Source organism: Mycobacterium sp. ELW1, assembly GCF_008329905.1.
Classification (GTDB): Bacteria; Actinomycetota; Actinomycetes; order Mycobacteriales; family Mycobacteriaceae; genus Mycobacterium.
Genome location: NZ_CP032155.1, coordinates 1,645,273 through 1,669,632 on the forward strand (window position 1 = coordinate 1,645,273; position 24,360 = coordinate 1,669,632).

General features: G+C 67.3%; 18 protein-coding genes, 1 pseudogene and 1 riboswitch. Of the genes and pseudogenes, 5 read left to right on the forward strand and 14 right to left on the reverse strand.

Translation table 11 applies throughout. The features are described 5' to 3' along the window. Window position 1 precedes the first annotated feature (1 nt). The 4 genes and pseudogenes from D3H54_RS07785 to D3H54_RS07800 all read right to left on the reverse strand — a co-directional run bounded on the left by D3H54_RS07785 (window position 2) and on the right by D3H54_RS07800 (window position 3,909). Window positions 2-1,479, reverse strand: a pseudogene (locus tag D3H54_RS07785) (flavin-containing monooxygenase). Further along, entirely contained in the window at window positions 1,461-2,189 is a 729-nt protein-coding gene (locus D3H54_RS07790) for an SDR family NAD(P)-dependent oxidoreductase (protein WP_149378557.1), read from the reverse strand. The pseudogene D3H54_RS07785 and the gene D3H54_RS07790 overlap by 19 nt, the downstream one beginning before the upstream one ends. Then, entirely contained in the window at window positions 2,186-2,941 is a 756-nt protein-coding gene (locus D3H54_RS07795) for an HpcH/HpaI aldolase family protein (protein WP_149378558.1), read from the reverse strand. Before D3H54_RS07795 ends, D3H54_RS07790 begins: the two co-directional genes overlap by 4 nt. After that, on the reverse strand, window positions 2,938-3,909 hold the full coding sequence (locus D3H54_RS07800; RefSeq protein ID WP_149378559.1) for a zinc-binding dehydrogenase: 972 nt from the start codon (window positions 3,907-3,909) through the stop codon (window positions 2,938-2,940). Before D3H54_RS07800 ends, D3H54_RS07795 begins: the two co-directional genes overlap by 4 nt. A gap of 86 nt (window positions 3,910-3,995) precedes the next feature. Here D3H54_RS07800 and D3H54_RS07805 point away from each other — a divergent pair, with 86 nt between their 5' ends. Continuing rightward, a complete protein-coding gene (locus tag D3H54_RS07805; RefSeq protein ID WP_149378560.1) occupies window positions 3,996-4,844 on the forward strand; it encodes an SMP-30/gluconolactonase/LRE family protein in 849 nt (282 codons plus the stop codon). A gap of 2 nt (window positions 4,845-4,846) precedes the next feature. Beyond that, window positions 4,847-5,653: a thioesterase family protein gene (locus tag D3H54_RS07810; protein WP_149378561.1), complete on the forward strand. Its 807-nt coding sequence runs from the start codon at window positions 4,847-4,849 to the stop codon at window positions 5,651-5,653. 16 nt (window positions 5,654-5,669) lie between these two features. Here D3H54_RS07810 and D3H54_RS07815 read toward each other — a convergent pair whose 3' ends face one another. Beyond that, the gene (locus tag D3H54_RS07815; RefSeq protein ID WP_149378562.1) at window positions 5,670-7,022 is read right to left on the reverse strand and encodes an FAD-binding oxidoreductase; all 1,353 of its coding nucleotides are present in this window, start codon (window positions 7,020-7,022) and stop codon (window positions 5,670-5,672) included. After that, complete coding sequence (locus tag D3H54_RS07820; protein WP_149378563.1) at window positions 7,019-10,408, reverse strand: TM0106 family RecB-like putative nuclease; 3,390 nt, start codon at window positions 10,406-10,408, stop codon at window positions 7,019-7,021. The genes D3H54_RS07815 and D3H54_RS07820 overlap by 4 nt, the downstream gene beginning before the upstream one ends. 334 nt (window positions 10,409-10,742) lie before the next feature. Here D3H54_RS07820 and D3H54_RS31705 point away from each other — a divergent pair, with 334 nt between their 5' ends. Then, entirely contained in the window at window positions 10,743-10,964 is a 222-nt protein-coding gene (locus D3H54_RS31705) for a cupredoxin domain-containing protein (RefSeq protein ID WP_286199163.1), read from the forward strand. An 18-nt stretch (window positions 10,965-10,982) separates the two neighbouring features. Here D3H54_RS31705 and D3H54_RS07830 read toward each other — a convergent pair whose 3' ends face one another. Then, window positions 10,983-11,522 carry an LppP/LprE family lipoprotein gene (locus D3H54_RS07830; protein ID WP_149378565.1) on the reverse strand — a complete coding sequence of 180 codons (540 nt, stop codon included), beginning with the start codon at window positions 11,520-11,522 and terminating at the stop codon, window positions 10,983-10,985. A gap of 72 nt (window positions 11,523-11,594) precedes the next feature. On the opposite strand from D3H54_RS07830, the gene D3H54_RS07835 reads away from it, so the two are divergent. Continuing rightward, complete coding sequence (locus D3H54_RS07835) at window positions 11,595-13,301, forward strand: DEAD/DEAH box helicase (protein WP_149378566.1); 1,707 nt, start codon at window positions 11,595-11,597, stop codon at window positions 13,299-13,301. Further along, complete coding sequence (locus D3H54_RS07840) at window positions 13,298-14,437, forward strand: acyltransferase family protein (RefSeq protein ID WP_149378567.1); 1,140 nt, start codon at window positions 13,298-13,300, stop codon at window positions 14,435-14,437. Before D3H54_RS07835 ends, D3H54_RS07840 begins: the two co-directional genes overlap by 4 nt. Window positions 14,438-14,927: 490 nt before the next feature. Here the strand turns inward: D3H54_RS07840 and D3H54_RS07845 are convergent, their stop codons facing one another. From D3H54_RS07845 to D3H54_RS07875, 7 genes are all read right to left on the reverse strand, one after another. Beyond that, window positions 14,928-15,524: a TetR/AcrR family transcriptional regulator gene (locus tag D3H54_RS07845; protein ID WP_149378568.1), complete on the reverse strand. Its 597-nt coding sequence runs from the start codon at window positions 15,522-15,524 to the stop codon at window positions 14,928-14,930. Next, entirely contained in the window at window positions 15,524-16,753 is a 1,230-nt protein-coding gene (locus D3H54_RS07850) for a cytochrome P450 (protein ID WP_149378569.1), read from the reverse strand. The genes D3H54_RS07845 and D3H54_RS07850 overlap by 1 nt, the downstream gene beginning before the upstream one ends. Window positions 16,754-16,822: 69 nt before the next feature. Beyond that, on the reverse strand, window positions 16,823-17,698 hold the full coding sequence (locus tag D3H54_RS07855; RefSeq protein ID WP_149378570.1) for an MBL fold metallo-hydrolase: 876 nt from the start codon (window positions 17,696-17,698) through the stop codon (window positions 16,823-16,825). A gap of 11 nt (window positions 17,699-17,709) precedes the next feature. Continuing rightward, a riboswitch (guanidine-III (ykkC-III) riboswitch) is annotated at window positions 17,710-17,775 on the reverse strand. Window positions 17,776-17,836: 61 nt separating this feature from the next. Then, window positions 17,837-20,698 carry an AfsR/SARP family transcriptional regulator gene (locus D3H54_RS07860; RefSeq protein WP_286199264.1) on the reverse strand — a complete coding sequence of 954 codons (2,862 nt, stop codon included), beginning with the start codon at window positions 20,696-20,698 and terminating at the stop codon, window positions 17,837-17,839. Between the two features lie 53 nt (window positions 20,699-20,751). Then, window positions 20,752-22,233, reverse strand: coding sequence for a hypothetical protein (locus D3H54_RS31460; protein ID WP_210419659.1), 1,482 nt, complete (start codon window positions 22,231-22,233; stop codon window positions 20,752-20,754). A 172-nt stretch (window positions 22,234-22,405) separates the two neighbouring features. After that, a complete protein-coding gene (locus tag D3H54_RS07870; RefSeq protein WP_286199164.1) occupies window positions 22,406-23,035 on the reverse strand; it encodes a TetR/AcrR family transcriptional regulator in 630 nt (209 codons plus the stop codon). After that, a complete protein-coding gene (locus D3H54_RS07875) occupies window positions 23,019-24,341 on the reverse strand; it encodes an aromatic ring-hydroxylating oxygenase subunit alpha (protein ID WP_149378573.1) in 1,323 nt (440 codons plus the stop codon). Before D3H54_RS07875 ends, D3H54_RS07870 begins: the two co-directional genes overlap by 17 nt. Window positions 24,342-24,360: the final 19 nt, after the last annotated feature.

A 24,360-nucleotide genomic window follows, 5' to 3' on the forward strand; every position in this document is an offset into this window, starting at 1 on the left:
GCTAGGCGACCGGCGAGGTGAACGTGTAGTCGCGTGCGCGGAACCGTCGGGTCATGGCCCAGAACGCGCCCGCGCTGCGCGGCCACTGCGTGACCACCCGGCCGTTGGGCGCCCGGAAGTAATTGCTGCACCGCGTCATCCACACGGTGCCCGCCATCCACCGGTCGACGTCGGCCAGGAAGGCCGCCATGGTCTCGGGGCGCACCGCGACGTAGCGTCTCCTGGTGCGGCGCAGATGTTTCAGGGCCCGCACGATGTAGCGGGCCTGCGCCTCGAGGACGAAGATCACGCTGTTGGAGCCGACGTTGGTGTTGGGCCCGTACAGCATGAAGAAGTTCGGGAAGCCCGGAACGGCCATGCCGAGGTAGGCGAAGGCGCCGTCGCGCCAGGTGTCGTGCAGCGATCGGCCATCCTCACCGCAGACCTCGATCTGGCCCAGGTAGTCGGTGGCGGCATAGCCGGTGGCGCACAGCACCACATCCACGTCCAATTCGGAGCCGTCCTCGGTGACCAGTGCGCGTGCCCGCAGTGCACGAGCCGGACTGGACACCACCTCGACGTGCGGTTGGGTCAGCGTGGACAGGTAGTCGGCGGCGAACACCAGCCGCTTGCAGCCCAGCGGGTGGTCCGGGGTGAGCTTCGACCGCAGTTCGGGATCGGCGACCGAGGATTCCAGATACCGAAGCGAAATGTCTTTGAACTCTTGTGTTTTGTCGCTGCCGTTCTCGATCACCGAGATGTTGCGCTCACTGCGCAGCCACAGCCGGCCCGGTAGAACTTCTTGGCGAACGGAATCCACCGGAAGACCCAGCGCTCCCGGTCGCTGTAGGGCCGGTCCGGCTTGGGCAGGATCCAGGTAGGGGAGCGCTGCACGGAGTACACCTTGTCGGCGACCTTGGCCACCTCCGGCAGCAGCTGCGACGCGGTGGAGCCGGTGCCCAGCAAGGCCACCCGGGCGCCGGTGAGGTCCACCGAATGATCCCAGCGTGCCGTGTGCATCAGCGTCCCGGTGAACGGTTCCTGCTCGCGCAGCTCGGGCAGCAGTGGGCGGGTGAACATCCCCACCGCCGAGACCACGATGTCGAAGGTGTGCTGGGCGCCGTCCGAATCGGTCAGCGTCCAGGTGTTGACGCTCGAATTCCACTGTGCCGAGGTGATTTCGGTGTTCAGTCTCAAGTGAGGCCGCAGGCCGTGGCGGTCGGTGGAGCGTTCGAAGTACTGCAGCAGCTCGGGCTGCCCGGGCCACATTCGGCTCCACTGTGAGTTCAGGTCGAAAGAGTACGAGTACAAGTGCGACTTCACGTCGCACGCCAGGCCCGGATAGGTGTTGATGCGCCATGTGCCGCCGACGCCGTCTTCACGGTCGAAGATGGTGAAGTCCCGAAACCCGGCCTTGGCCAAAAAGATTCCGAGCGCCAGACCGCCGGGGCCGGCGCCGATGATGCCGACCGACAGCGCGGTCACCCGATCCGCAGGCACTGGCCACCGTCGACGACGAGCTCTGCTCCGGTGATGAACGACGCGTGCTCGGACACCAGGAACGCCACCGCATCCGCGACTTCCATCGGCTGGCCGAGGCGGCCGCTGTAGGACCGTTCGATCAGCCGCTGCCGCGCGGTGTCATCGAGCATCGGGGTGTCGATCGGCCCGGGGAACACCGCATTGACCCGGATGCCGTCACCGGCGAGCTCGGCTGCCGCGATCTGGGTCAGGCCACGCAACGCCCATTTGGACGATCCGTACGCCGCGTGGAACGGGAAGGGCCGGATCGCGCCGGTGCTGCACGTGTTGACGATTGCCGCACCCTCGGCTGCGCGGAGATGGGGAAGCGACGCCCTGATACCGAGGAACGGGCCCAAAGTGTTGAACCGCCAACTGCTTTCGAAACCCTCTGCGGTCTCCTCGGACAGCGACGCCCGGTGCAGGACGCCGGCATTGTTCACCAGCGTGCTCAGGCCGCCGAACCGCTCGACGGTCTCGGCCACCGCGGTCGCCCAGAGCTCCTCGGAGGTGACGTCCAACTCGACGGCGATCACCCCCGGGTCGTCGAGCGCCTCGACCTGGTTGCGCAGATCGTCGATCAGCCGGTCGGCGGCCGCGACTTCGAACCCGTCGGCCCGCAACCGTCTCACCAGCGCCGCGCCCTGGCCGCGCGCGGCGCCGGTGACCAGTGCGATCTTCTCGCTCATACCCGGCCCTCGGCTTCAGCGAGGTGCGCGATCGCCCCGCGGCGCAGGGCCTGCGACTCCGGGGCCAAGGTGATCAGCTGAAATCCCAACGCGGCCAGTTCCTTTCCTGTGTTCCCATCACCGGCGTGGATACCCGCAACGATGCCTGCCGCTGCTGCGGCCTGGTGGACGCGCACGATCGCATCCCTCACCTTCGGCCGGCTGGTCGCCTTCACCACCTCATCACCCAAGGAGATCGCCAGGTCTGCGGGACCGACGTAGACGCCGGCCAGACCGGGGACCGCACAGATGTCGGCGACCGCGTCCAGGCCTGCTGCGGTCTCGATCATCGCGAACACGCTGACTCGATCGGCCAGCGCGACCGGGTCGATCCCCAGACTCGCGCGCAGTGGGCCGAAGCTCCGGATGCCTCGGGGCGCGTAGCGGGTTGCGGCAACCGCCTCGGCGGCCTGTTCGGGACGGTCGACCATCGCGACGATGATCGCGTCGGCACCGGCGTCGAGCACACGTCCGATCGGTGCGGCAGCCGCCGAGGGCACCCGGACCGCGGTGGCGATCGGGACGTGCTCCATACGGCGCAGGACCTGCGCCACGTCGGCGTCGTCGAGGTAGCCGTGCTGGATATCGAAACCGACGTAATCGTAACCGGCGCGGGCGAATTCGTCCGGACCGAGGAACGACGGGCCGGTGATCCAGCCACCCCACACCTGCGGTTTGCCGGCGAGCGCCTGCTGCAGTCTGCTGGCGGTCATGAGGCCACAATCGAGATCTTGACCCGTCCCGGGGTCGGGCGGCAGGCGAACTCGAACGCCTCTTGCACATCGGCGACGTCGAAGGTGTGCGTGACGTAGCTGCTCAACAGGTCGGGGTGCTTGCGGGCGAACGCGTCGGCGGCGTCGAGCACGCGCCGGCGGTCCAGTGTCACACCGGATTTCAGCGTGAGGTTGTTGCGCAACATGGTGCGCATACTGATGGGGTAGCTGTCGTCGTCGGGCACACCGAAGTAGAACACGGTGCCGCCGAAGCCGGCCGCCTCGACCGCGTTGTTGAGGGTCGCGACCTGATGGCCGACGGCCTCGATGACGACGTCGGGTTTGTCGTGTGGTGCCAGGTGCGCCACCCAGCGGTCGCTGGTGGACCGCACGACGGTGTCGACACCGAATGTCGCGCCGACGTCGTCGCGGTAGATGGGGTCGACGCCGGTGACGTGCGCGGCGCCTGCGGCCTTGGCCGCGAAGGAGAACAGCAACCCGATCGATCCCTGGCCGATCACGGCCACCCGCTTGCCGTCCAGCGGCGGAAGTTGTTCGAGCGCATACAGAATGCAGGCCAGTGGCTGCAGGCCCACCGCGTGCGCCGGGCGCAGCGACGGGTCGTAGGGGGCCAGTCCGTTGCCATCGGAGATCACGAATTCCATCAGGCCGTCGAAGCCGGACGCCCAGCCGACCACGCGGTCACCGGGACGATGGTCGGGGTGGCTGCTGGCCAGCACCTCGCCGACGATTTCGTGGACGGGGAAGCCCGCCATCTCGGCCGCGAGCGCTCCGGTGTCGCCGGGTAGGCGGCCCTGCACGCCCTTGAAACCGGGGATGTCGCTGCCGCAGATTCCGGCGGCCAGGAACTTCAGCAGCACCTGTCCGTCACGCAGCCGGTCGTGCGGCGGGTCGGGCACCGTGACCCGTTCGAACGTGTACGGCGCGACAAGCCGATAACACCACACAGGCTCAGGCCTCCGATAACGCGTGGGTCGTTGACAGTGCCACGTACGGAGCGTGACATTTGTGCGATGTTTTGTAAAGGTAGGGCATGACCGTTCTCGGCTCCTTGTCTCGCGCTCAGCTTGCCAGCGGATTCTGCTTCGGTGAAGGCCCACGCTGGTTCGAAGGCCTGCTGTGGCTGTCTGACATGCTTGGCGACGCCGTGCACACGATCAGCATCGACGGGTCGGTGACCACGGTGGAGTTGCCCGGACACGCGCCGGCCGGTCTGGGGTTCCGTCCCGACGGCACGCTGTTGATCGTGTCCACCGAACGCCGGGTGGTGCTGGGCTATGACGGGGAAGCGGTCACCGAGATCGCCGACCTGTCCGGGATCGCACCGGCCGGCCTGGGCGACATGGTGGTCGACGCGCACGGCCGGGCCTATGTCGGATCGCAGGCCCGCGAGGGTGGCGTCATCGCCCGGCTCGATCTCGACAATTCGGTGACCGTGGTGGCCGGGGACCTCGATTTCCCCAACGGCATGGTGGTCACGCCGGACGGCGGCACGCTGATCGTCGCCGAATCGATCGCGCGGCGGCTGACCGCGTACGACATCGGCACGGACGGGGCCCTGTCCGGGCGTCGGATCTTCGCCGACGGGCTCGACGGTCCGCCGGACGGGATCGCGCTGGACGAGGCCGGCGGGGTGTGGACGTCGATGACGCTGGCGCATCAGTTCGAGCGAGTGGAAGCCGGTGGTGCGGTCACCGATCGGATCGACATCGGTGACCGCGCGGCGATCGCCTGCATGCTCGGCGGCCCGGACCGTCGCACCCTGTTCCTGGTGTCGGCCCCCGACGCCTATCCGCAGCGGCTCGTCGGCACCCGGGGATCGTGCGTCGAGATGGTCAGGGTCGAGACCCCCGGCGCGGGCTTTCCGTCAATCGAAAGGTGACCATGACCGACAGCTACTACGAACTCGTCGACCCGGACGATCCCCGCGGAGAGATGTTCCGGGCCACCGACATGGTTCGCAGCACGTGGACGTCGCACATCCAGCACGGCGGCCCGGTGTCGGCTCTGCTGGTTCGTGCCTTGCAGCGGTGTCAGCGTCGAGACGACACCCGGCTCAGCCGGGTGGTCGTGGATCTGCTCGGCCCGGTTCCCGCGGATGGTGACCTCTGGATGACCGCGACCGTCGAACGACGCGGCAAGCAAATCGAATTGGTGTCCGCGCAGATGCTCGCTACAGGCCCCGACGGACAGCCCCGCCCGGTCGCCCGCGCCAGCGGATGGCGGATGCTGACCCTGGACACCGAAGCACTGTTGTCGGCGCCGGTCGCGCCGCTGTCACCGCGCGCGGCGGGCGTGAACCGCAACCTCGCCGACAACTTCGACCGCAACTACGTACACAGCCTGGAGTGGCTGTGGCTGACCGACCCCTTGGCGCCCGGTCCGGGCGGATCGTGGCTGCGCCCGCAGGTCGATCTGGTGCAAGGTGAGGAGATCACCCCGCTGGAGCGGCTGTTCGCGGTCGCCGACTGTGCCAATGGCATCGGCTCGAAGATCGACATCAGGAAGTACACGTTCCTCAACACCGATCTGGCGGTGCATCTGCACCGGGTCCCGGACGGTGAATGGACGGGTATCCGCGCCGAGACGATGTACGGCCCGGATGGGGTGGGTACGACGGTCGGCACCCTTTTCGACGACGACGGCGCGGTCGGCGTCATTGCGCAGTCGGTGCTGGTGCGCCCGCGGTAGTTCGGTCGCGCTGCGCCTAGTCGAACAGCACCGCAGGATTCAGGTAGCCCGTCGGGTCGAAGGCGGCTTTGATGGTGCGCATCGCGGCGATGTCTTCTTCGGTGCGGGCCATCGACAGATACGCACGCTTGCGGCTGCCCACGCCGTGCTCCGAGCTGACGTTCCCGCCATGGGCGGCAATCAGATTCATCATTGCGGCGTACAGGTGGGCTTCCTGTTCGGCGCCGCAGCGCAGCACGTTCAGGTGCAGGTTGCCCTCGCCGATATGACCGAACAGCACCGGGATGGCGTCGGGTGCCTGCTCGGCGACCAGCGCGGTGGAATCCGCGGCGAACGAGGGGATCGCCGACAGTGGCAGGGAAACATCGAATTTCAGCGGCGGCCCGAACAGCCCGACCACCTCGGCGGTGGACTCCCGGACCTGCCAGAGCCGCTGCTGGGCGGTGCTGTCCACGCCGACGGCCGGCTCGCCGGCCAGGTCGGCGTCCTCCAGCGCATCGGCCAGGCGCTCGGTCAGGTCGGTCTCACCGGCCAGCTCGATCAGCAGCAGCCAGGCGCCGTCGGTGGGCACCGGTACGTCGAGGTGCTCGGCGGCCAGCGCGGCTGCCCGCCCGTCGATGAGCTCAAGGGCCCCAATGGATTCAGTGTCCCGCAGCGCACGCCCGGCGGTCACCAGAGCGTCCAGATCACGGAATCCGCACACCGCCGTCACGCGATGGGCGGGCGCCTGGTGCAGCCGAAGGTCCAGCGCCGTGATGACGCCCAGAGTGCCCTCCGCGCCGATGAACAGCGAGGCCAGGTCGTAGCCGGTGTTGTCGGCCCGCACCTGGCTGTGTCGGTGCACCACCGATCCGTCGGGGAGTGCGATGTCCAGACCGAGCACCTGTTCGCCCATGTTGCCGTAGCGGACGGTCCGCAGACCACCGGCGTTGGTGGACGCCATTCCGCCGACGGTGGCCGAATCCCGCGCGGCGAGGTCGACACCGAACAGCAGTCCGGCCGCAGCTGCCGCGCGCTGGACGGCCGCCGCGGTCACGCCTGCCCCGACCCGGACGCGCCGCTCGACGACGTCGACATCACCGATCTGCGTGAGCCGCTCGGTGGACAGCAACACATCGTCGTGTTCGGGAACGGTGCCCGCCACCAGCGACGTGCGGCCGCCCTGGACCGTCACACACACCCCGGACTCGCGGCATTCCCGCAGCACCGCAGCGACCTCGTCGGCCGAGCCGGGCCGAACAAGCGCGCTGGCCGTGCCACGGTAACGCCCGGTGTGGTCGACGCTGCGGCCATCGAGGACGTCGGCGTCGGTGACGACGTGCGCCTCACCCACGATGCCCCGGAGCCGTTCGGCCAGCGAAGAACTCATGCCGTGGGTTTACCACACATGGCCAGGAATGCTCCCAACTCGACCAACCCCGCCGGGGTGGACGGCAGATAGTCGGTCAGCAGTGCCGAACGCACGATCACCGCCGCATACTTGGCCCGGCTCACCGCGACGTTGAGCCGATTACGGTTGAGCAGGAACGAGATTCCGCGTGGCACTTCGGCAATCGAGGAGGCCACCAGCGATACGAACACCACCGGGGCCTGCCGTCCCTGGAACTTGTCCACCGTGCCGGCCTGCACGTCGGACAGTCCGGCCGAGTCGAGCAACCGCCGCAGCAGCACCACCTGCGCGTTGTACGGGGTCACGATGAGCACATCGGCGGCGGTCAGCGGCCGGGTGCCGTCCTCGTCGGTCCAGGCCGATCCCAGCATGCCCTCGATCGCGGCGACGATCGCCTCGGCCTCTTCGCGGCTGTCCGTCGAGTTGCCGTCGTGGTCGACGGTCATCACTTGCACCCCCGGCCGGACTCCGTCGAGGTGGCGGGCCGCGGTGCGCTCCTCGACCGAGTGCAATCGGTTGTCGTAGGACAGCCGCGACACCGCCGCGCACACCGCCGGATGCATGCGGTAGGAGCGGTCCAGGAAGTAGCCGAGGTCCTCAGGCAGGGTGTGCTGCCCGTCGACCAGCCAGCCGAGCGCCGAGGCGTCCACCGGTTCGGGGTGGGTGCCCTGGCTGACCTGGGGGAGTTGCTGCGGATCGCCGAGCAGCAGCAGGTTGTTCGCAGATCGTGCGACGGCGATGGTATTGGCCAGGCAGAACTGGCCGGCCTCCTCGATGACCAGCAGGTCCAGGCTGGCCGGGGGCACTCTCGACGAGTTCGCGAAATCCCATGCCGTGCCGCCGATCACGCAGCCGTCGTTGTCGGTGATGAAGGCGGGATAGGTCTTCTCGTCGATTTCGGTCCACGGCCCGGTGCCGCTGGGTTTCTTGGCCACCAGGGCCGGGTCCACGCCTGCGCCGATGATGTCGCGAAACAGGTTCTCCACCACGGCATGTGACTGCGCGACCACGCCGACGCGCCAGCGATGTTCGTTGACCAGGGCGGCGATGACCCGGGCGGCGGTGTGCGTCTTGCCGGTACCGGGCGGCCCGTGCACCGCCACATACGACGAATCCAGTGCCAGCAGCGCGGCGGTGATTTCCGCGACGCAGTCCTCGGTACGCGGCAGCGGTCCACCGGTGCGGGGTGGGCGTCGCAGCAGGATGTCGACCACCGCCGACTGCGGCAGGGCGGGCAGTCCGGCCGCGATCTGCCCGGCAGCCGCGTCGATCGATTCGCGCAGCGCCTTCGTCGGAAACGGCGGACCTGGCGTCAGCGCGAACGGGACGGCGTCGAAAACCCCGCCGCTCTTCGGTTCTCGTTCCATCACCAGCACCTCGGTCGGCGCGGCCGGGTCGTCGCACCCGAGCACGGTGACCGAGGAGTACGCCCGCCGCTCCGGGTCGTCGGACAGGCCGGCCGGGGTGGGCGGCTGGTACATCGCGTACATGTCGCGGTCGAGCTCGCCGGCAGCGATCGACCCGGTCAACACCAGCCGGCGCTGCTGTTTGCGGGCCCGGGGTGGCACGCACCATTCGGTGTCCACAATTGCGTCCTCGGCAAGAAAAACACCAGGGGTATCCGACCATTCGTCAACGGGACTGTTCAGCCGATCGAAGTGACCCCACCAGAACGGCTTGTCCTCGCGGCGGTGATACCCGCGGGCTGCGGCGATCATCGCCACCGCCCGCTGCTCGGGACTGCGCGCGGTGACATCCTCGCCGGCGAACGCGCCCAGTGCGCGGGACAGATCGTCGTCGACGTCGACGTTCCCGGCATCGGCGACCGGCTGTGCGCCCAGCGGCGGTACCCCAGCCTCAAAGGCACGCTGCAGCAACCAGTCTCGCAATATCCGAGTGGACCGGCAGTCGTAGAGGTTGTAGTCCTCGATCTGCTTGAGTACCGTCGCGGCCTCGTCGGGCCGGCCGTCGGCGAGCAGTTCGCAGTAACGGGCGTATTCGGTGATCGAGTCGGTCGCTGTGGTGACGTCGCCGCCCCGCAGCTCGGCTCCCATGTACAGCGGCTCGAGCGACTTCAGGCTGTAGTTCTCGGTGCCGACACGAATGCTCTTGCGTACCAATGGATACAGGTCCACCAGCACACCATTGCGCAACAGGTCGTCGACCTCGTTCTCGCCCTCTCCGTAGCGTCCGGCCAGCCGCAACAGGGCTGTCCGCTCGTACGCCGCGTAGTGGTAGATGTGCATCTTCGGGTACCGCTTGCGGCGCTTGCGCACCATGTCCAGAAAAGCCTTGAGCGCCTTGCGTTCTTCGCGCCGGTTGTGGGCCCACAGCGGCCGGAAGTCCCCGCCCGCGCCGAGTACCCCGAACATGTATTCCAAACCCCAGTCGGTGCCGTCGGCCGTCCACAGCGGGTCGCCCTCGAAATCGAAGAACAGGTCACCCTTGTCCGGGTCCGGCAGCAGCATCAGGGGCTGCGGATCGGCGACCTCGTAGGGCGGTTTGCCGCCCACTCGCGGGGCGATCTGCAGCCGGGCTTGGCCTTTCAGCGTGTCGACCATCCGGGCCGGCATGTCCGGCACCGGGCCGGTGTGCTGTGCCAGCTGGTGCAGCGTGGTGATGCCGGCCTCGAGCAGGCGCGCGCGCTGGCTGACCCGAATTCCCGCGACCAGCAGCAGGTCGTCGGACTGGCGTACCTGCGTCTCGCATTCCGGGCAGCGCATGCATGCCCGCACGCTCTCGTCGGCCCAGCTGACGGCGGCATCGCCGGCGAGGTGGCGATCCAGCAGCCGCTGCAGCTCGGCGCGACGGGAACGGTAGACCGGCAGTAGTTCGTCGACGCAGTAGGACGTCGTCGACCCGTTGCCCAGGACCAGCTCGACCTCGTCGTGGACGGGCACGTCGGCAGCCGCGAGTGTCTCGGCGTACGCGGCCAGCTGCAGGAGCGCCTCCACCTTCACCGACCGGGCGAGTTTGGTGTCGCGCAACCGGTACCGGTCACCGTCGAGCACCAGGAAATCCGCGAATCCGACGAACCGGCCGTCGAACATGGCGGCCTGGTAGATGACGGGTGCGCGCCGCTCGACCGCGCTCAGGGTGGCCTCGGCGGCGGCGGTCAGCCCCCCGACGGAGTAGGACGGCCTGCCGATGACGGCGACGTCGGCCAGTGAGCGCAGCTCGTCGAGATGACGCTGCTCGTGCTGGTCGCCGAGTTCCGCGGTGCGGGCCAGCAGCTCGTCTTCGACCGACACCGCCGGGCCGCGGCCGAGCTTGGCGTCGAAGGCGCGCAGCAGCGCGTACTCGCATCGCGCGGCGGCGGCGAGGTCGGAGGCGCTGTAGACGACCCGGTCGTCGGCGACGAACACAGACTCACTGTAGGCGGGCCGACCGACGCTCTCGGCCGTGGTGACTATGCGCGTTTCGGAACCCTGCCGCGCGGGGACTCGTACCGTGTATTCGTGCGGCTGTTCGCGGATTGTGCCGTCGACGGCCCGCCGGAACTATCCCGGTGAAGGGAAGATCATGGGGCGCACAGCGATACTGATGGCGTCATCCCTACTTGCGGCGGTGATGCTGAGCGGGTGCGGCGGCGATACTCAACCGTCGCCTCAGTCTGCGGCGCCACTGGCGTCGGCGACGTCGGCGCCGATCTCGTCGAGTGTCTCCCCGGCCGCCAGCGGCGACATCGTCATCTCGAACATGAGCTATACGGTGCCGCCGTCAGTCAAACCGGGCCAGCAATTGACGATCGTCAACAACGACTCGGAGAACCACACCGTCACGGCCGACGAGAACAACCTGTTCGACGTCCGGATCTCGGGTGGCGGTAGGGAGACTCTGACGGCCCCGACGACGCCAGGCACCTATCCGTTTCACTGCAAGTACCACGCCAACATGCAGGGCGTGCTGACCGTCGCGTAGAGCGAGCGGACCGACTCCTCAGCCGTTGCCGATCAGCTCGACCCCATTGCCGTTCCAGCGGAACTTCACCACGCTCTGCATGCCCAAGCCGTTGACGTAGGACAGGGCGACGGTGTCGCCGGTGCTCTGCGTGGTGTCGACGCCGTTGAAACCGTAGGTGTCGGGCACGCCGGTCGGGATGAACTTGCCGAGGTGGAACATCACCGCCCGGGTGTTCGGATTTGCGGCGTTGGTGTTGGCCTTGATGATCACTGCCGACAGCTGCGCGCACTCGTTGTAGTTGCCTGCCACCGGCACCGGGTTCCACGGTTGGTCGCTGCGCGGGTCGCGGGGCAGTTCGGAGACGGTCTGCGCGATCGCGGGGGCCGTCAGGTTCACCGCGCACGGATCGGGCGGCGGCGTGGTGGTCGTCGGCGGGGGCGGGGGCGGCGGTGCTTCGGTGGTGGTCACCGCGCTCGTCGTCGGCTGCGGAGTCTTGGCCACCGTCGAGTCACCCGAGCTGCAGCCCGCGAGCGCTGCCCCCACCACGACTGCCGCCGCCGCTAGCCGAACCCACACACCGGCCGACGGTACCGGCCTTTCCGAGCAGAAGCGGGTTACGGCACGCTGCGGCAGTAGACTGCAGATCCGATGACAACCCCGGACGACGCCCCCCAGACCTTCGCCGACCTGCAGATCCACCCCGCGGTGCTGCAGGCCGTTTCCGATGTCGGCTACGAAACCCCCTCGGCGATCCAGGCCGCCACCATCCCGGCATTGCTGGCCGGCTCCGACGTGGTGGGCCTGGCGCAGACCGGCACCGGCAAGACGGCCGCCTTCGCGATCCCGATTCTGTCCAAGATCGACCCCGCCAACCGCACCACCCAGGCCCTGGTGCTGGCGCCGACACGTGAGCTGGCCCTGCAGGTGGCCGAGGCGTTCAGCCGCTACGGCGCTCACCTCAAGGTCAATGTGCTGCCGATCTATGGCGGCTCCTCGTACGTGCCACAGCTGGCCGGCCTCAAGCGCGGCGCACAGATCGTCGTCGGGACGCCGGGACGCGTCATCGACCATCTGGAGAAGGGCAGCCTCGACCTGTCGCACCTGGACTACCTGGTGCTCGACGAGGCCGACGAGATGCTGCAGATGGGTTTCGCCGAGGACGTCGAGCGCATCCTGGCCGACACCCCGGAGTACAAGCAGGTCGCGCTGTTCTCGGCCACCATGCCGCCGGGCATCAAGAAAATCACCACCAAATACCTGCATGACCCGGTCGAGGTCACGGTCAAGTCGAAGACCCAGACCGCCGAGAACATCACCCAGCGCTATTACCTGGTGTCCTATCCGCGCAAGATGGACGCGCTGACCCGGCTGCTCGAGGTCGAGCAGGGCGACGGGATGATCGTGTTCGTCCGCACCAAGCAGGCCACCGAGGAGGTTGCTGAGAAGCTGCGGGCCCGCGGGTTCGCCGCGGCGGCCATCAACGGCGACATTCCGCAGGCCGTGCGTGAGCGCACGATCAGCCAGCTGAAGGACGGCTCGATCGACATCCTGGTCGCCACCGATGTGGCCGCCCGCGGATTGGACGTCGAGCGCATCTCGCATGTGGTGAATTTCGACATCCCGCACGACCCCGAGTCCTACGTGCACCGGATCGGGCGCACCGGCCGCGCCGGCCGCTCGGGCACCGCACTGCTGTTCGTCACCCCGCGCGAGAAGCACCTGCTGAACTCGATCGAGCGGGTCACCCGGCAGAAGCTCGTCGAGGGCCAACTGCCGTCGGTCGAAGACGTCAATGCCCAGCGGGTGGAGAAGTTCAAGGACTCGATCACCGATGCGCTCAATGCCCCCGGGGTTGAGATGTTCCGCCGGTTGATCGAGGACTACGAGCGCGACAACGATGTGCCGTTGACCGATATCGCCGCGGCACTGGCTCTGCAGAGCCGCAACGGCGAAGAATTCCTGCTGACCGAACCGCCGCCGGAGAAGCGCCGCGAACGGCCCGACCGGCCGGATCGCCCGGACCGCGAACGTGCGCCCCGCAAGACCCGCGATGATCTGGCCACCTACCGCGTCGCGGTCGGCAAGAAGCACAAGGTCGGTCCGGGGTCGATCGTCGGTGCGCTCGCCAACGAGGGCGGGCTGCACCGCAGCGATTTCGGGCACATCACGATCAAGAACGATTTCTCGCTGGTCGAGCTGCCCGCCAAGCTGTCCAAGGAGACGCTGAAAGCGCTTGAGAAGACTCGTATTTCCGGTGTGTTGATCGATCTGAAGCCTGATCGCGGCAGCCCACGATACGACGCGCGTCCAGACTCGCGTCCCTCCGGCGGGAAGCCCCGGCGCACGAGCCGATGACCGTGTCCGGTCAGGTCGACCAAGGCGGACTGGAAGCAGTTTCGGGAGTCGACCGGGTCGCCTCGCTGACCGGTGTCCGCGCGGTCGCGGCGCTGCTGGTGCTGGGTACGCACGCTGCCTACACGACCGGCAAATACACGCATGGGTTTGTGGGCCTGGTGTATTCGCGGCTGGAGATCGGCGTGCCGATTTTCTTCGTGTTGTCCGGCTACCTGTTGTTCGGCCCGTGGGTGCGCGCCGCCGCGGCTAGGCAGGCGGCACCGTCGCTGCGGCGGTATGCCTGGCATCGGGTACGGCGCATCATGCCGGCCTACGTGATCACCGTGCTGGCCGCCTACCTGATTTACCACTTCCGTTCGGCGGGACCCAATCCCGGCCACACCTGGATCGGGCTGCTGCGGAACCTCACGCTCACCCAGATTTACACCGACAACTACATGTTCAATGGCTATCTGCACCAAGGGCTTACGCAGATGTGGAGCCTGGCGGTCGAGGTTGCGTTCTACATCGCGCTGCCTTTCCTGGCCTACCTCCTGCTGGTCGTGGTGTGCCGCCGGCGCTGGCGCCCTGGCCTGCTGCTGACCGGGCTGGCGGTATTGGCGCTGATGAGCCCCGCCTGGATGGTGCTGGTGCACACCACCGACTTCCTACCCAGCGGGGCTCGGCTGTGGCTGCCCGGTTACCTGGCCTGGTTCATCGGCGGCATGCTGCTGACGGTGTTGCAGGCCATCGGAGTTCGGGTCTTCGGGTTCATCGCGGTGCCGCTGGCCGTGGTCAGCTTCGTGATCGTCTCCACCCCGATCGCCGGCGAGCCGACCACGTCGCCGACCGGCATCGCCGAGGCGTTGGTGAAGACTGTGTTCTACGCCGTGATCGCGACGCTGGTCGTCGCGCCGCTGGCACTGGGCAACCGCGGTTGGTACGCCCGGGCGCTGGCCACCCGGCCGATGGTGTGGCTCGGCGAGATCTCCTACGAAATCTTCCTTGTCCACCTGGTGGTGATGGAGATCGCCATGGTCGAGGTGCTGCACTGGCCGGTCTACACCGGGTCCGCGCCCGCGCTGTTCGTGGTCACGCTGATCATGACGATCCCGGTGGCGTGGCTGCTGCACCGCTTCACCCGGGTGCGCACCTAGTGATTGCGTAGTCGGTTCGCGACCGTTCCACGAATCGAGTAGTCCAATACTCGGGTCCAGGACGTCTCCGGGACCGACGATCTCCCTCTATAAGCAGCTTCGTCCTTTGCAGTCATAAGGGTGCAGCAGGACGAGCTTGAACCGGGGGAGTCAGACATGAATTGGAAGCAACGGACGATGCGTCCGATACGGACCGTTGGGCTCGCGGTCGGCGTGCTGATCTGTGCATCCGGGGGTGTCGCCGCAAAGGCTCACGCTTCGGGAGGATGTTCCGCCACTGGCGGTCAGGTCATCAAACCCACTCTGTATCGAGCTTTCGGGACGATGGGTGCCAGATGCACGCCCGGCTTCGGTGCTCTTTTTCAAGGCTACTTCGCCCGAAATGGGCAAGTCGTCTACCGGATCAGTACGCGGGTTCCCAACACGGTCTACAACACCCCGTGGGTACCGGTGAACCCGGGTGATCGTCTGCAAATGGTGCAGACGGGAATCACGGTGATCCCTCCGGTGTGACCGCAGAGTCGCTGGGGCACACCATCGGAACGACGAACTCCTCGAGAATCGCTCGCTCGTCTTCGGCGTCACGGCCGGGGAAGATCAGCAGAGACGTCAGCACACGAACCAGCCAGCGGGCGCGGCGGTGGACGACCTCGGGGTCGTCGGGCCGCAGCGACAACAGGAAGCCCGATGTCAGCGCCTGAATGACTTCGGACTGCTCAGCCATCTCCGCGCCGATGGGGGAGTCGGCGGTGGCGAACCAGGATGACAGCGCAGGGCTTTCGCGCACCAGCGTCATCGACGTGGTGAGCCCGGTCAGTAGCCGCTCCCGCGGGTCGGGTATGCCGTCGATCAATTCGGTCAACTGCTCGTAGAGCCGGTAGGCCTCGCGGTGCACGTATGCGGTGTACAGCACCTCCCGGTTCTCGAAGTAGCGGTACAGCGTGGCTCGCGAACACCCTGCGGCACGGGCGATGTCATTCATGCCGACGTTTCGGACGTCGTTGCTTGCGAACAGCTCGCCGGCCGCGTCCAGGATGCGGTCGGAGGCCACCTCTGCCCGCCGCGAGCTCAGCCAGTCGCCCGCCATCAGCCGCGCACCCGGAACGGCACCGACAGGGGGCGTCGCACATAACCGCCGCCGGCCCACTCGATGCCCGCCTCGTCGATCTCGAAATCCGGGCAACGCGAGAGCAATTCGGTCAGGGCCACTCGCGCCTGCATACGCGCGGCGGCCGCGCCGAGGCAGTGATGCGCGCCGTGGCTGAAGGTGAGGATGTTGCGCGGACGCCGGGTGACGTCGAGTTCGCCGGCGTCCGGGCCGTATTGGCGTTCGTCGCGGTTGGCTGATCCGTACAGCAGCAGCACCTTGCGTCCGGCCGGAATGGTCTTGCCGTGCAGTTCGACGTCGCAGGTGGTGGTCCGGGCCAGACCCTGTACCGGAGAGGTCAGCCGCAGCAGTTCGTCGACGGTGTCGGGGATCAGCTCCGGCTGGTCGACGAGCATGCGGCGCTGGTCGGGACGCCGGTGCAGCAGCGGCATCGATCCGCCGAGCATGCCGGTGGTGGTGTCGTTGCCGCCGGTGACCATGGTGAAGGTGAAGGCGAGCACCGACAGCGTCCCGGCGATGTCGCCGTCGGCGCCGACACCGGCAGCCACCAGGTGCGACACCGTGTCGTCTTCGGGCTCGCGCCTGCGCCGTTCGATCAATTCGGTGAAGTAGCCCATCATCGAACCGATGGCGTCGCCGACCGATCCCAGAGCGCTCAGTCCGCTGGCGTTGGCCGCCACGATCGCCTCGGTCCAGATATCGAACTGGTCGCGATCCTGCTCGGGCACGCCGAGGTAGTGCGCGACGACCATCGACGGCAGTGGCTTGAACAGTTCGGTGACGATGTCCCCGCCGCCATCGGCGCGCAGCCGTTCGATGCGTTCGACGACGAAGTCGCGCACCTTGGGCTCGACTGCCTCGACCTGCCGTGGGGTGAACCCGCGTGACACCAGCCTGCGAAACTCGGTGTGCACCGGGGGATCCTGCATCACCATGGGCGGGTTATCTTGCAGGCCAATCAGTTCCAACTCGTTGTAGTTGACGGTCAGGCCCTGGGCCGACGAGAACGTCTCATGGTCGCGGGCCGCGGCGAAGATGTCGGCGTGCCGGGACAACACCCAATAGTCGTGGTCGGGATTCTCTGGGACGACGTGGTGCGCCGGATCGTGGTCACGCAGTGCCCGGTACATCTGCCAGCGGTCACCCCAGGTCTCGGCGGTGGCCAGCTCGAAGCGGGCCTCGGCTTCGTGAGACACAACAGCGGTCATGTCTTATAGTTACGACAGGAAGGGCCTTGTGTCAAGGCTGTCTGTCGTCACGTGCGGCCGCGAAGGGAACTACTCGTCCTCGGGCCAGAGGATGAACTCGTCGCAGACGTACCGCACGGGTTTGGGGCCGGCGTCGCGCAACGCGGTCTGGACCGTGCGCAGATGCTCGACGGTCATTTCCAGCGGCGGTTCGTCGGGCTGAAAGGATGTCAAGACGGGATAGTCCACGCCTGCGGTATTTGTCATCTCGATGTGACACCCGATCACATGGGTTACCGGGCGGGAGTCACAGAACGCGACCAAGCGGTCGACACTGAGCGTAAACGCGTGCCAGTCAACGATATAGAGACGGCCGCGGTAGATTGTGTCGCCGGTGAACAAGATACCGGTCGCACGGTCATAGAAGGTGACCGCTGAGTCCTGGTGGCCCGGCGTGGCGAGAACGTCGAGGGTGCGATCCCCGAGATCCACCGTCTTGACCGCGTCAGGTTCACCGGCGAAACCGAAATAGCGCCACGCCGTGGTTTTATCGGCCGGCACCAGAACCGTGGCGGGGCGGCCGGCGAACTGGTGATCGCCGGCGACGTGGTCATCGTGCGAGTGAGTGTGAAGTATCAGCAGCTCGTAGTCCTGTCGCCCTGCGTGGCCGCGGCGGCTGGTCCAACGCTCGATCAGTTCGTCCACCACGGCCCGCAGAGGAAAGAACTCCGAAGATGCTGTCGCGCCGGTGTCGAGGAGCACAGCGCGGTCGCGTCCGAAGAGCAGGAACATGAACGGCGCTTCGTAGTCGATGGCCATGTTCTGGCGCAAGATGACTGTGTCGTCGTCGTACCAATAGACCTGTATGTCGGGATCAGCGTTGTGCTTTGCGGAGATCGAACCGTGGATCCATCGCACATCCAGAGGTCGCGCTGCAGGTAGGCGGCATATATCGCTGACAGACATCAACCCTCCAAGGTGCGTCGTCTTAACGAGCCGGGTACGGCGCACATCTCGTCCGGGGAAGCGCTGTCGCGCATCGACAGCTGTGGACGGTAGCACCTCTCTGTGCGATTCGTCGAGCAAAAGGAAACGGGTTGTCTCTCAGACGTATCGGCGCAACGTGGCTTTGGCCAGTTCTACGGCGTCGTGGCCGCTGAGAACCGTTGCCAGCTCCCGTTGGACTGCGGCCGGCCCCCCGAGTGGCGGTTCACGGCCGGCCTCGACGAGTGCCCGGTGCAGCGCCGCAGCTTCCGCGTGCGCGCCAAGACGTGCCAGAAGGCGCGCCACATCCGCCAGCGTGTCCCACTGGTAGGAGCCGATTCCTGCGCTGCCGAACTCCCAATGGTCGACGAGGTCGGCGAAAATACCTGCCGCGGTTACCGGATCTCCGTGCACAGCGCGGATCGCGGCATCCTCGGCGCAGGCGATACCGATCAGCCAGTTGTTGCCCACACCGGCGGCGAGCTCGCGGGCTCGCTCGAACAACGTCATCGCCCGCTCGGGCTGGCTGGAGGTCAGCGCCCGTCCGAGCGCGCAGTGCGCCATCGCCCGGATCGTGGGATTGGCGACCCTGTCGGCGACCTGCATGGCCTCGCTGCCGGCGGCCACACCCGCGCCGGGATCACGCAGCGCCACATGGCACACGGTGATGTTGTACAGAACCCAGACCAAGCGGTGCGGATCGGTCCCCACGCGAGCGGGGATCAGCTCGCGCTGGTAATGCTCCAGAGCCGCGGCCGGGTCGCCTTCGTAGAGTGCGATATCGGCGAGGATGTCGGCGGGATCAGCGCAATAGGAGACGTCGGCACTCGCCGACCGCTGCGGGACCAGCGCGACCAGTTGTCGTGCACGGTCATAGCTCCCGGCGAACCATGCTGCGCGCGCGGCGGTTCCCACCGCAGCGGAATACAACGGATGATCCTCGTCGGCGATCTCCACTACCGTCTCGGCCCACTCACCGGAATGCACTCCGATGCGCATGAACATGACCTCGGGAAGTGAGACGACCAGTCGCAGCGCGCGGTCGACGTCACCCACGGTGACCATGGTCTCGAACGCCGAGCGCAGGTTGTCGTAGTCCGGTGCGGTGTATCTGGCCGGTTCGGTGACGAACCGTGCGATCCACTCCGCCTCCTGCGCACCTCTGACTCCGGCAGCGGCTGCAGCGATGAGATCGGTGAAGTAGTGCGCATGGCGCATCCTCATCTCGGCAAGCCGCCCCGTGTCCGCAAGACGTTCGAGGCCATAGGCCCGCAGTGTCTCGAGCAGTCGATAGCGGGTGGCGCCGGGGCCGGTGTCGACCTCCACCATGGACTTGTCGACCAGCCCCATCAGCAGCTCGACAGAATCGTCTTCGCTCATCAGATGGGCGGCGCACACCGCGTGTACGGCGTCGAGATCGAATCCGCCCGCAAACACCGCCAGGGTCGCGAACAGCGTCTGTTCCTGATCCGTCAGCAGCTGATACGACCAGTCGATCGTTGCGGTCAGGCTCTGATGACGTGGATGAGCGCCGTTCCCGCGACCACTGAATAGTCGCAGTCGATCGAGCCTGCGCACGACGTCGGCACTCGACATCGCCCGCATCCGAGCCGCCGCGAGCTCGATGGCCAGCGGCAGTCCGTCGAGCCGACGGCAGATATCGGCGACCGCCCCAGCCCGCTCACGCTCGGGATCGAAATCCGGCCGACTGGCTCTGGCTCGTTCGACGAACAGCGTGGTGGCCGCTTCCTCGTTCAGAGGTTTGACCGGCACCACCCACTCAGCTTCGATCCCCAACGATTCCCGGCTCGTCGCAAGAACTTTCACCTCAGGACAGTGTGTGGTGATGCGGTCCATGAGCCCAGCGGCATGGGGCAGGACGTGTTCACAATTGTCTACCACCAGCAGCATTCGCAGCCTCTGCAGGAATTCGACGAGCGCATCGTCAGGGCTGCGATCCGCTCCCGGTTGAAATCGCAGAGCAGTGCATATCGCGCGACTGACGGCTGTCCCGTCGGACAGTGGGGCAAGGTCGACGACGACCACACCGTCGGCAAATCGGTCTACCACCTCGTGCGCGACGGCCAGTGCGAGCCTGGTTTTGCCGACGCCTCCGACGCCGGTGAGAGTGACCAGTGCGCTCTCGTCCAGCGCGGTGAGCGTCGAGCGCACAACACCGGCGCGGCCGATGAGGCGCGTTGGGCGCCTTGGGATGTGGCGAACTGAAGGCGGTGGCGACGCGGTCATCGGCGAGCCACCGTCACGGTGAAGGATCTGAACGTATACCGCCTCCAGCGCCGGACTCGGGTCGACGCCGAGCTCGTTGCCCAGGCGTTCGCGCACGAGCCGGTAGGTCTCGAGGGCTCGGTCCTGCCGGCCGCTGCGATACTGCGCAACCATCAGTTGACCAGCGACCCGTTCATCGAGTGGATGGGCTTGCGCTGTCTCGAGGAGCTCACCGAGAATTTCTGCGTGCCGGCCCGCGCGCAGGGCAGCGTCATTTCGGTCTAGGATCACCGAAAGGCGTTCAGCAGCAAGCGAATTGCGCAGCTGATTGGCCCAGGGTGTATCGATTGCGGACAGTGGTTCCCCGGCCCACATGTCAAGCGCGTCGTTGAACAGCATCACCGCGTCGACGGAGTTCTGCGTCTTTCGGGCGTCGCGAACCTGGTGCCGAAAGCGATGCAGATCTACTGACTGCTCATCGGCCTGCAGCATGTAACCGCCAGGTCCGTGGGTGATGCGCGCCTGGCCGACCTCGACGGCGAGCGCTCGGCGTAACCGAGAGACGTACGCTGCCAGAGCATTACGCGCCCTCGCAGGTGGCGCATCGGCCCATACCCGGTCAATCAGTGCATCTGGCGACACCGGGCGGTTCACGTCGACCAGCAGGCACACCAGTACGCTGCGTTGCCGGATATGACCGATGTCCACACGGCGTCCATCGACAAGCGCGTCGACCTCGCCGAGCATCCGAAACATCAGCCCCACGCCCTACAGGTTTCACCATTGGCCGGCGCACGGCAATCAGCCGGTCATTGCACCCGTCTGCGGCCCTTGCCCGGCACACCATTGGCGCCGTTGGCGGTCTTGCCCAGCCCGCCGGCGCCACCAAGGCCGGCCAGCCCGCCGGGCCCGGCATTGCCGCCGTTGCCACCGCCACCGCCGATTCCGGGTCCGTTGGTAGACCGGCCTTGGCCGCCTTGGCCGCCGGTTCCGCCCGCGGAGAGCAGGCCTCCGTTTCCGCCTGTCCCGCCCTGCCCACCGAAGCCCTGACCGTCGGTGCTCTGCGCGGTGCCGCCGAAGCCGCCGTTTCCTCCTATCCCGGCCTGGAACCCGCCATGTCCGCCGCTGCCGCCATTGCCGGCTTCCGTCAGCGTTCCACCGTTGGCGCTGCCGCCGGAACCGCCGTTGCCGCCGTTGCCTCGCACGACAGTGTCGCCACCCTGACCGCCAGACCCGCCCGTGGCGCTCGTCTTGCCCAATGCTGAGCCGCCGGTACCGCCGTTGCCTGCGGCACCGAGGTAGGAGTCGCCACCTCGTCCACCCGCACCCCCGAATCCGGCGCTGTTCGTGCTGACCGCTTTGCCACCGTTTCCGCCGTTGCCGCCCCTGCCGGAGAACAACCCTGACCGGCCGCCGTCGCCGCCCTTGCCGCCCCCGGCCGACTCGACGCCGTTGGTGCCACTGCCGCCCTGACCACCATTACCGCCGTTGCCCGCCAACACTCCGGCGGCGCCCCCCTGGCCGCCGTTGCCGCCGGCGCCCAGGAAGTTGGTGCCAACGTCCGCTCCGGCTCCGCCGTTGCCGCCGTTTCCGAACAAACCGGCACTGCCGCCGTCGCCGCCGCCGCCTGCTCCTTTTGCGTTTCCGCCGTTTCCGCCATTTCCAACCAGCAGCCCGCCGCGGCCGCCGTCGCCGCCGCTGCCCAGAACGGTCGCCGAGCCTCCGTTGCCGCCGTTTCCGAACAGCAAACCGCCCCGCCCGCCGTTCTGGCCGGGCCCGCCGTCGGCGCCGTTGCCGATCAGCAGACCGGCGTTCTCGCCCGGTTCGTCCCCGTTGCTGATGAAGATGGCGATGAAGTCGCGGACTGGGTTGGCCGCGGCAGCGTGAGCGATCACCGCTACCGGGCGAGATTCCGCCGCTGTGCGATTGCGGCGGTCGCGCCGCGGCACGGTCGGCAGTGTCGCCGGGCCTGGGATGGCGGCGAATGTCGTTGTGACGGTGCGGCCGCGCTCGAGTGCGGAAACTGCCGGGACCGACGACGACCCTCGGCCGGCGCTCGACGGCGGCACCACGAGAAGCGAGGACCGCTGGGCCGTGCGGGGGCTTTCTGGCAGCGGTGGAAGAGCTGGTGACAGCGGTGTCGCCGACGCAGCGTCGTCGTGCACCACGATTTGCAGGTTTGCCTGGTGTAGCCCCACCTCGTAGTTGTTCGGGGCGAGTGCAACCTCGGCGCCGAGGAGCGCGGTGAGCACTCCGATCCGCGCGAGCGGGGCGATGTAGTGGTCAAACATGGGTGTCTTTCGTTGGCTGTGGTCTCACGTTGATTTCGGGGCGGCCGACGGTGTGCGCGACGCGCCGCGATGCCCGGGACCTACCGACTGTGGGGCACCGATGTTCAGCGGTCCTGAAGCATTCGTGAAATAGCCAGCTAAGGGGTTGTTTCGCCCCCAACTTCGCAATGACCTACGAGTCGCTGGGGTCCTCGGGCAAGGTCGCCAACAGCGCCGCCAGGCCGTACTCGAAGACAGCGTCGTAGTCGGTGGGTGACTGCAATGCCCGGACCAGGTCACGGTCCGGCCAGTCGTCGGCCCACAGCGTCGGGTCTTCCTCGTCGTGCTTGGGGCCGCGCACCGCCGAGAACTGCATGATGGCCGACGAGATGACGTGGACCTCGATGGCCCGCAGCACCAGCGCGCCGTCGGTTCCGGTGACGCCGAGGCGGGCAAGTTCGGTGGCCAACCGCTGCTGCACCGGCAGGAACAACGCCGGGGTGCGGTTACGCTCGTGCGCGATGCCCAGCAGATGCTGCCGGTCGATGAGCGCCCGGCGCTGGGTGCGGGCCAGAGCCGCGATGCGCTCGGCGGGGTCGTCGGCGTCCGCGGGCAAGGCTGCCATGTCGCCGAGCAGCCGTTCGACCAGGCTGTCGAGCAGCTTGTCGCGACCGCCGACATGCCAGTAGATCGAGGTCACCGCGACACCGAGCTGCTCGGCGAGCCCGCGCATCGTGAACGCGTCGACGCCGTCGTGCTCGATCATCCTGGCCGCCGCGTCGAGGATCGACTCCGCGGTGACCGGGTCAGGACTGCGGGCCACCCGGCTCACCTCCGGTCATGCGGTCGGCCGCCGGAAGGTCGAGGTAGCGCTCGAGATTGCGGTGCAGGTTGATCACGCGCCGCTCCTCATTGGACAGCGTCAGGTGGGTGAACCCCGGCTGACGCAGCCCGCGCTGCAGCCCCGCCAAGACCGAAATATCCTGCGTCAGAACCAGACCGGGATGAGCCTCCTCGGCTGTCATGCGCACGTCGACAGGACGGGTACGCGGTGCGCTCGGCGCCATCCGGGTCCACAGGTACATGACGAGCTCGCCGTGGTCGGGATCGGGGCCCGGGTGTGACGTCATGACCGTCAGGTGGTCGGCGTTGGTCAGCAACGTCAGGTTGGGGAACACGTTGTACTGGTGTAGCAACATGATCTGTTCGGTGCTCGCCCAACCGAGGTCGACCCCGCGACTGGCCGCGAACTCCCTTGTGCGAGAGGCAATAACATCAGGTACCGAATCGCCACCCGGGTACGGCGTGCCCTCCTCGACGCCCATCAGCATGCCCTGGGTTGTCACATACGCATCCCAGACATCGTCGTCGGAGATGGGCTCCTTCAGGTGCGGGCTCGGCACGCCGTAGAACTGCTCCGACTTACCGGTATGACCCCAGATCTGCTGCGGTGCAAAGACATCATCCATGCACCGGTGCAGCTCGGGGTGCAGCGTCTGGATGTGGTAGGTCTCGCTGTAGCCGTCGGCGATCGTCTTCCAGTTGGCGTCCACCTCGATCGTCATCGTGGCGTAGCAGTGGAAATCCTCGAGCCGGTTCCATGCGATATCGGCGGGCAGCGCCTCCAGATACTCGGCGAGCGGCATCGCGTCGGTGTCGAGATTGACGAATACCAGTCCTGCCCAGACCTCGACGGAGGCCGCGATCAGGGGGAAGTCCTCCAGGTGCAGTGCACCGAAACCCTTGCGGTTGGGTACGCGCTTCAACGCCCCGGCCAGGTCCCACGTCCAGCCGTGGTAGCCGCAGCGGAGCTCGCGCACCTCCGAGCCGGCGCCCGTGCACAGCGAATTGCCGCGGTGCCGGCAGACGTTCTGGAATGCCCGCAGCTGCGTGTCGTCGCGGACGATCAGGACCGAAAACGTCCCGCACCGGTATTCGAAGTAATCCCCCGGCTCCGCGACATGATCGAGTGTGCACGCGAGCTGCCAGACGCGCGGCCAGAGGTGTTCGCGCTCGAGGTGGGCGAACTCGGGGGAGTAGTAGCGCGCGGCGGGCACGCGGGTCGGGCTGGCCGGAGGCGGGCCGATCGCGTCTTCGCGTCGAACATCGTGCGCCGTGTGGGTCACCATGCGCCTCCTTGGAAATCTT

What these genes read in the sequence shown, in the direction of transcription:
- D3H54_RS07850 (WP_149378569.1), bottom strand. Translation starts at nt 16,753, where the DNA reads ATGACCGCTGTTGTGTCTCACGAAGCCGAGGCCCGCTTCGAGCTGGCC.
- D3H54_RS31705 (WP_286199163.1), top strand. Translation starts at nt 10,743, where the DNA reads ATGAGCTATACGGTGCCGCCGTCAGTCAAACCGGGCCAGCAATTGACG.
- D3H54_RS07875 (WP_149378573.1), bottom strand. Translation starts at nt 24,341, where the DNA reads ATGGTGACCCACACGGCGCACGATGTTCGACGCGAAGACGCGATCGGC.
- D3H54_RS07855 (WP_149378570.1), bottom strand. Translation starts at nt 17,698, where the DNA reads ATGTCTGTCAGCGATATATGCCGCCTACCTGCAGCGCGACCTCTGGAT.
- D3H54_RS07790 (WP_149378557.1), bottom strand. Translation starts at nt 2,189, where the DNA reads ATGAGCGAGAAGATCGCACTGGTCACCGGCGCCGCGCGCGGCCAGGGC.
- D3H54_RS07860 (WP_286199264.1), bottom strand. Translation starts at nt 20,698, where the DNA reads ATGTTTCGGATGCTCGGCGAGGTCGACGCGCTTGTCGATGGACGCCGT.
- D3H54_RS07795 (WP_149378558.1), bottom strand. Translation starts at nt 2,941, where the DNA reads ATGACCGCCAGCAGACTGCAGCAGGCGCTCGCCGGCAAACCGCAGGTG.
- D3H54_RS07845 (WP_149378568.1), bottom strand. Translation starts at nt 15,524, where the DNA reads ATGGCGGGCGACTGGCTGAGCTCGCGGCGGGCAGAGGTGGCCTCCGAC.
- D3H54_RS07835 (WP_149378566.1), top strand. Translation starts at nt 11,595, where the DNA reads ATGACAACCCCGGACGACGCCCCCCAGACCTTCGCCGACCTGCAGATC.
- D3H54_RS07810 (WP_149378561.1), top strand. Translation starts at nt 4,847, where the DNA reads ATGACCGACAGCTACTACGAACTCGTCGACCCGGACGATCCCCGCGGA.
- D3H54_RS07815 (WP_149378562.1), bottom strand. Translation starts at nt 7,022, where the DNA reads ATGAGTTCTTCGCTGGCCGAACGGCTCCGGGGCATCGTGGGTGAGGCG.
- D3H54_RS31460 (WP_210419659.1), bottom strand. Translation starts at nt 22,233, where the DNA reads ATGTTTGACCACTACATCGCCCCGCTCGCGCGGATCGGAGTGCTCACC.
- D3H54_RS07840 (WP_149378567.1), top strand. Translation starts at nt 13,298, where the DNA reads ATGACCGTGTCCGGTCAGGTCGACCAAGGCGGACTGGAAGCAGTTTCG.
- D3H54_RS07805 (WP_149378560.1), top strand. Translation starts at nt 3,996, where the DNA reads ATGACCGTTCTCGGCTCCTTGTCTCGCGCTCAGCTTGCCAGCGGATTC.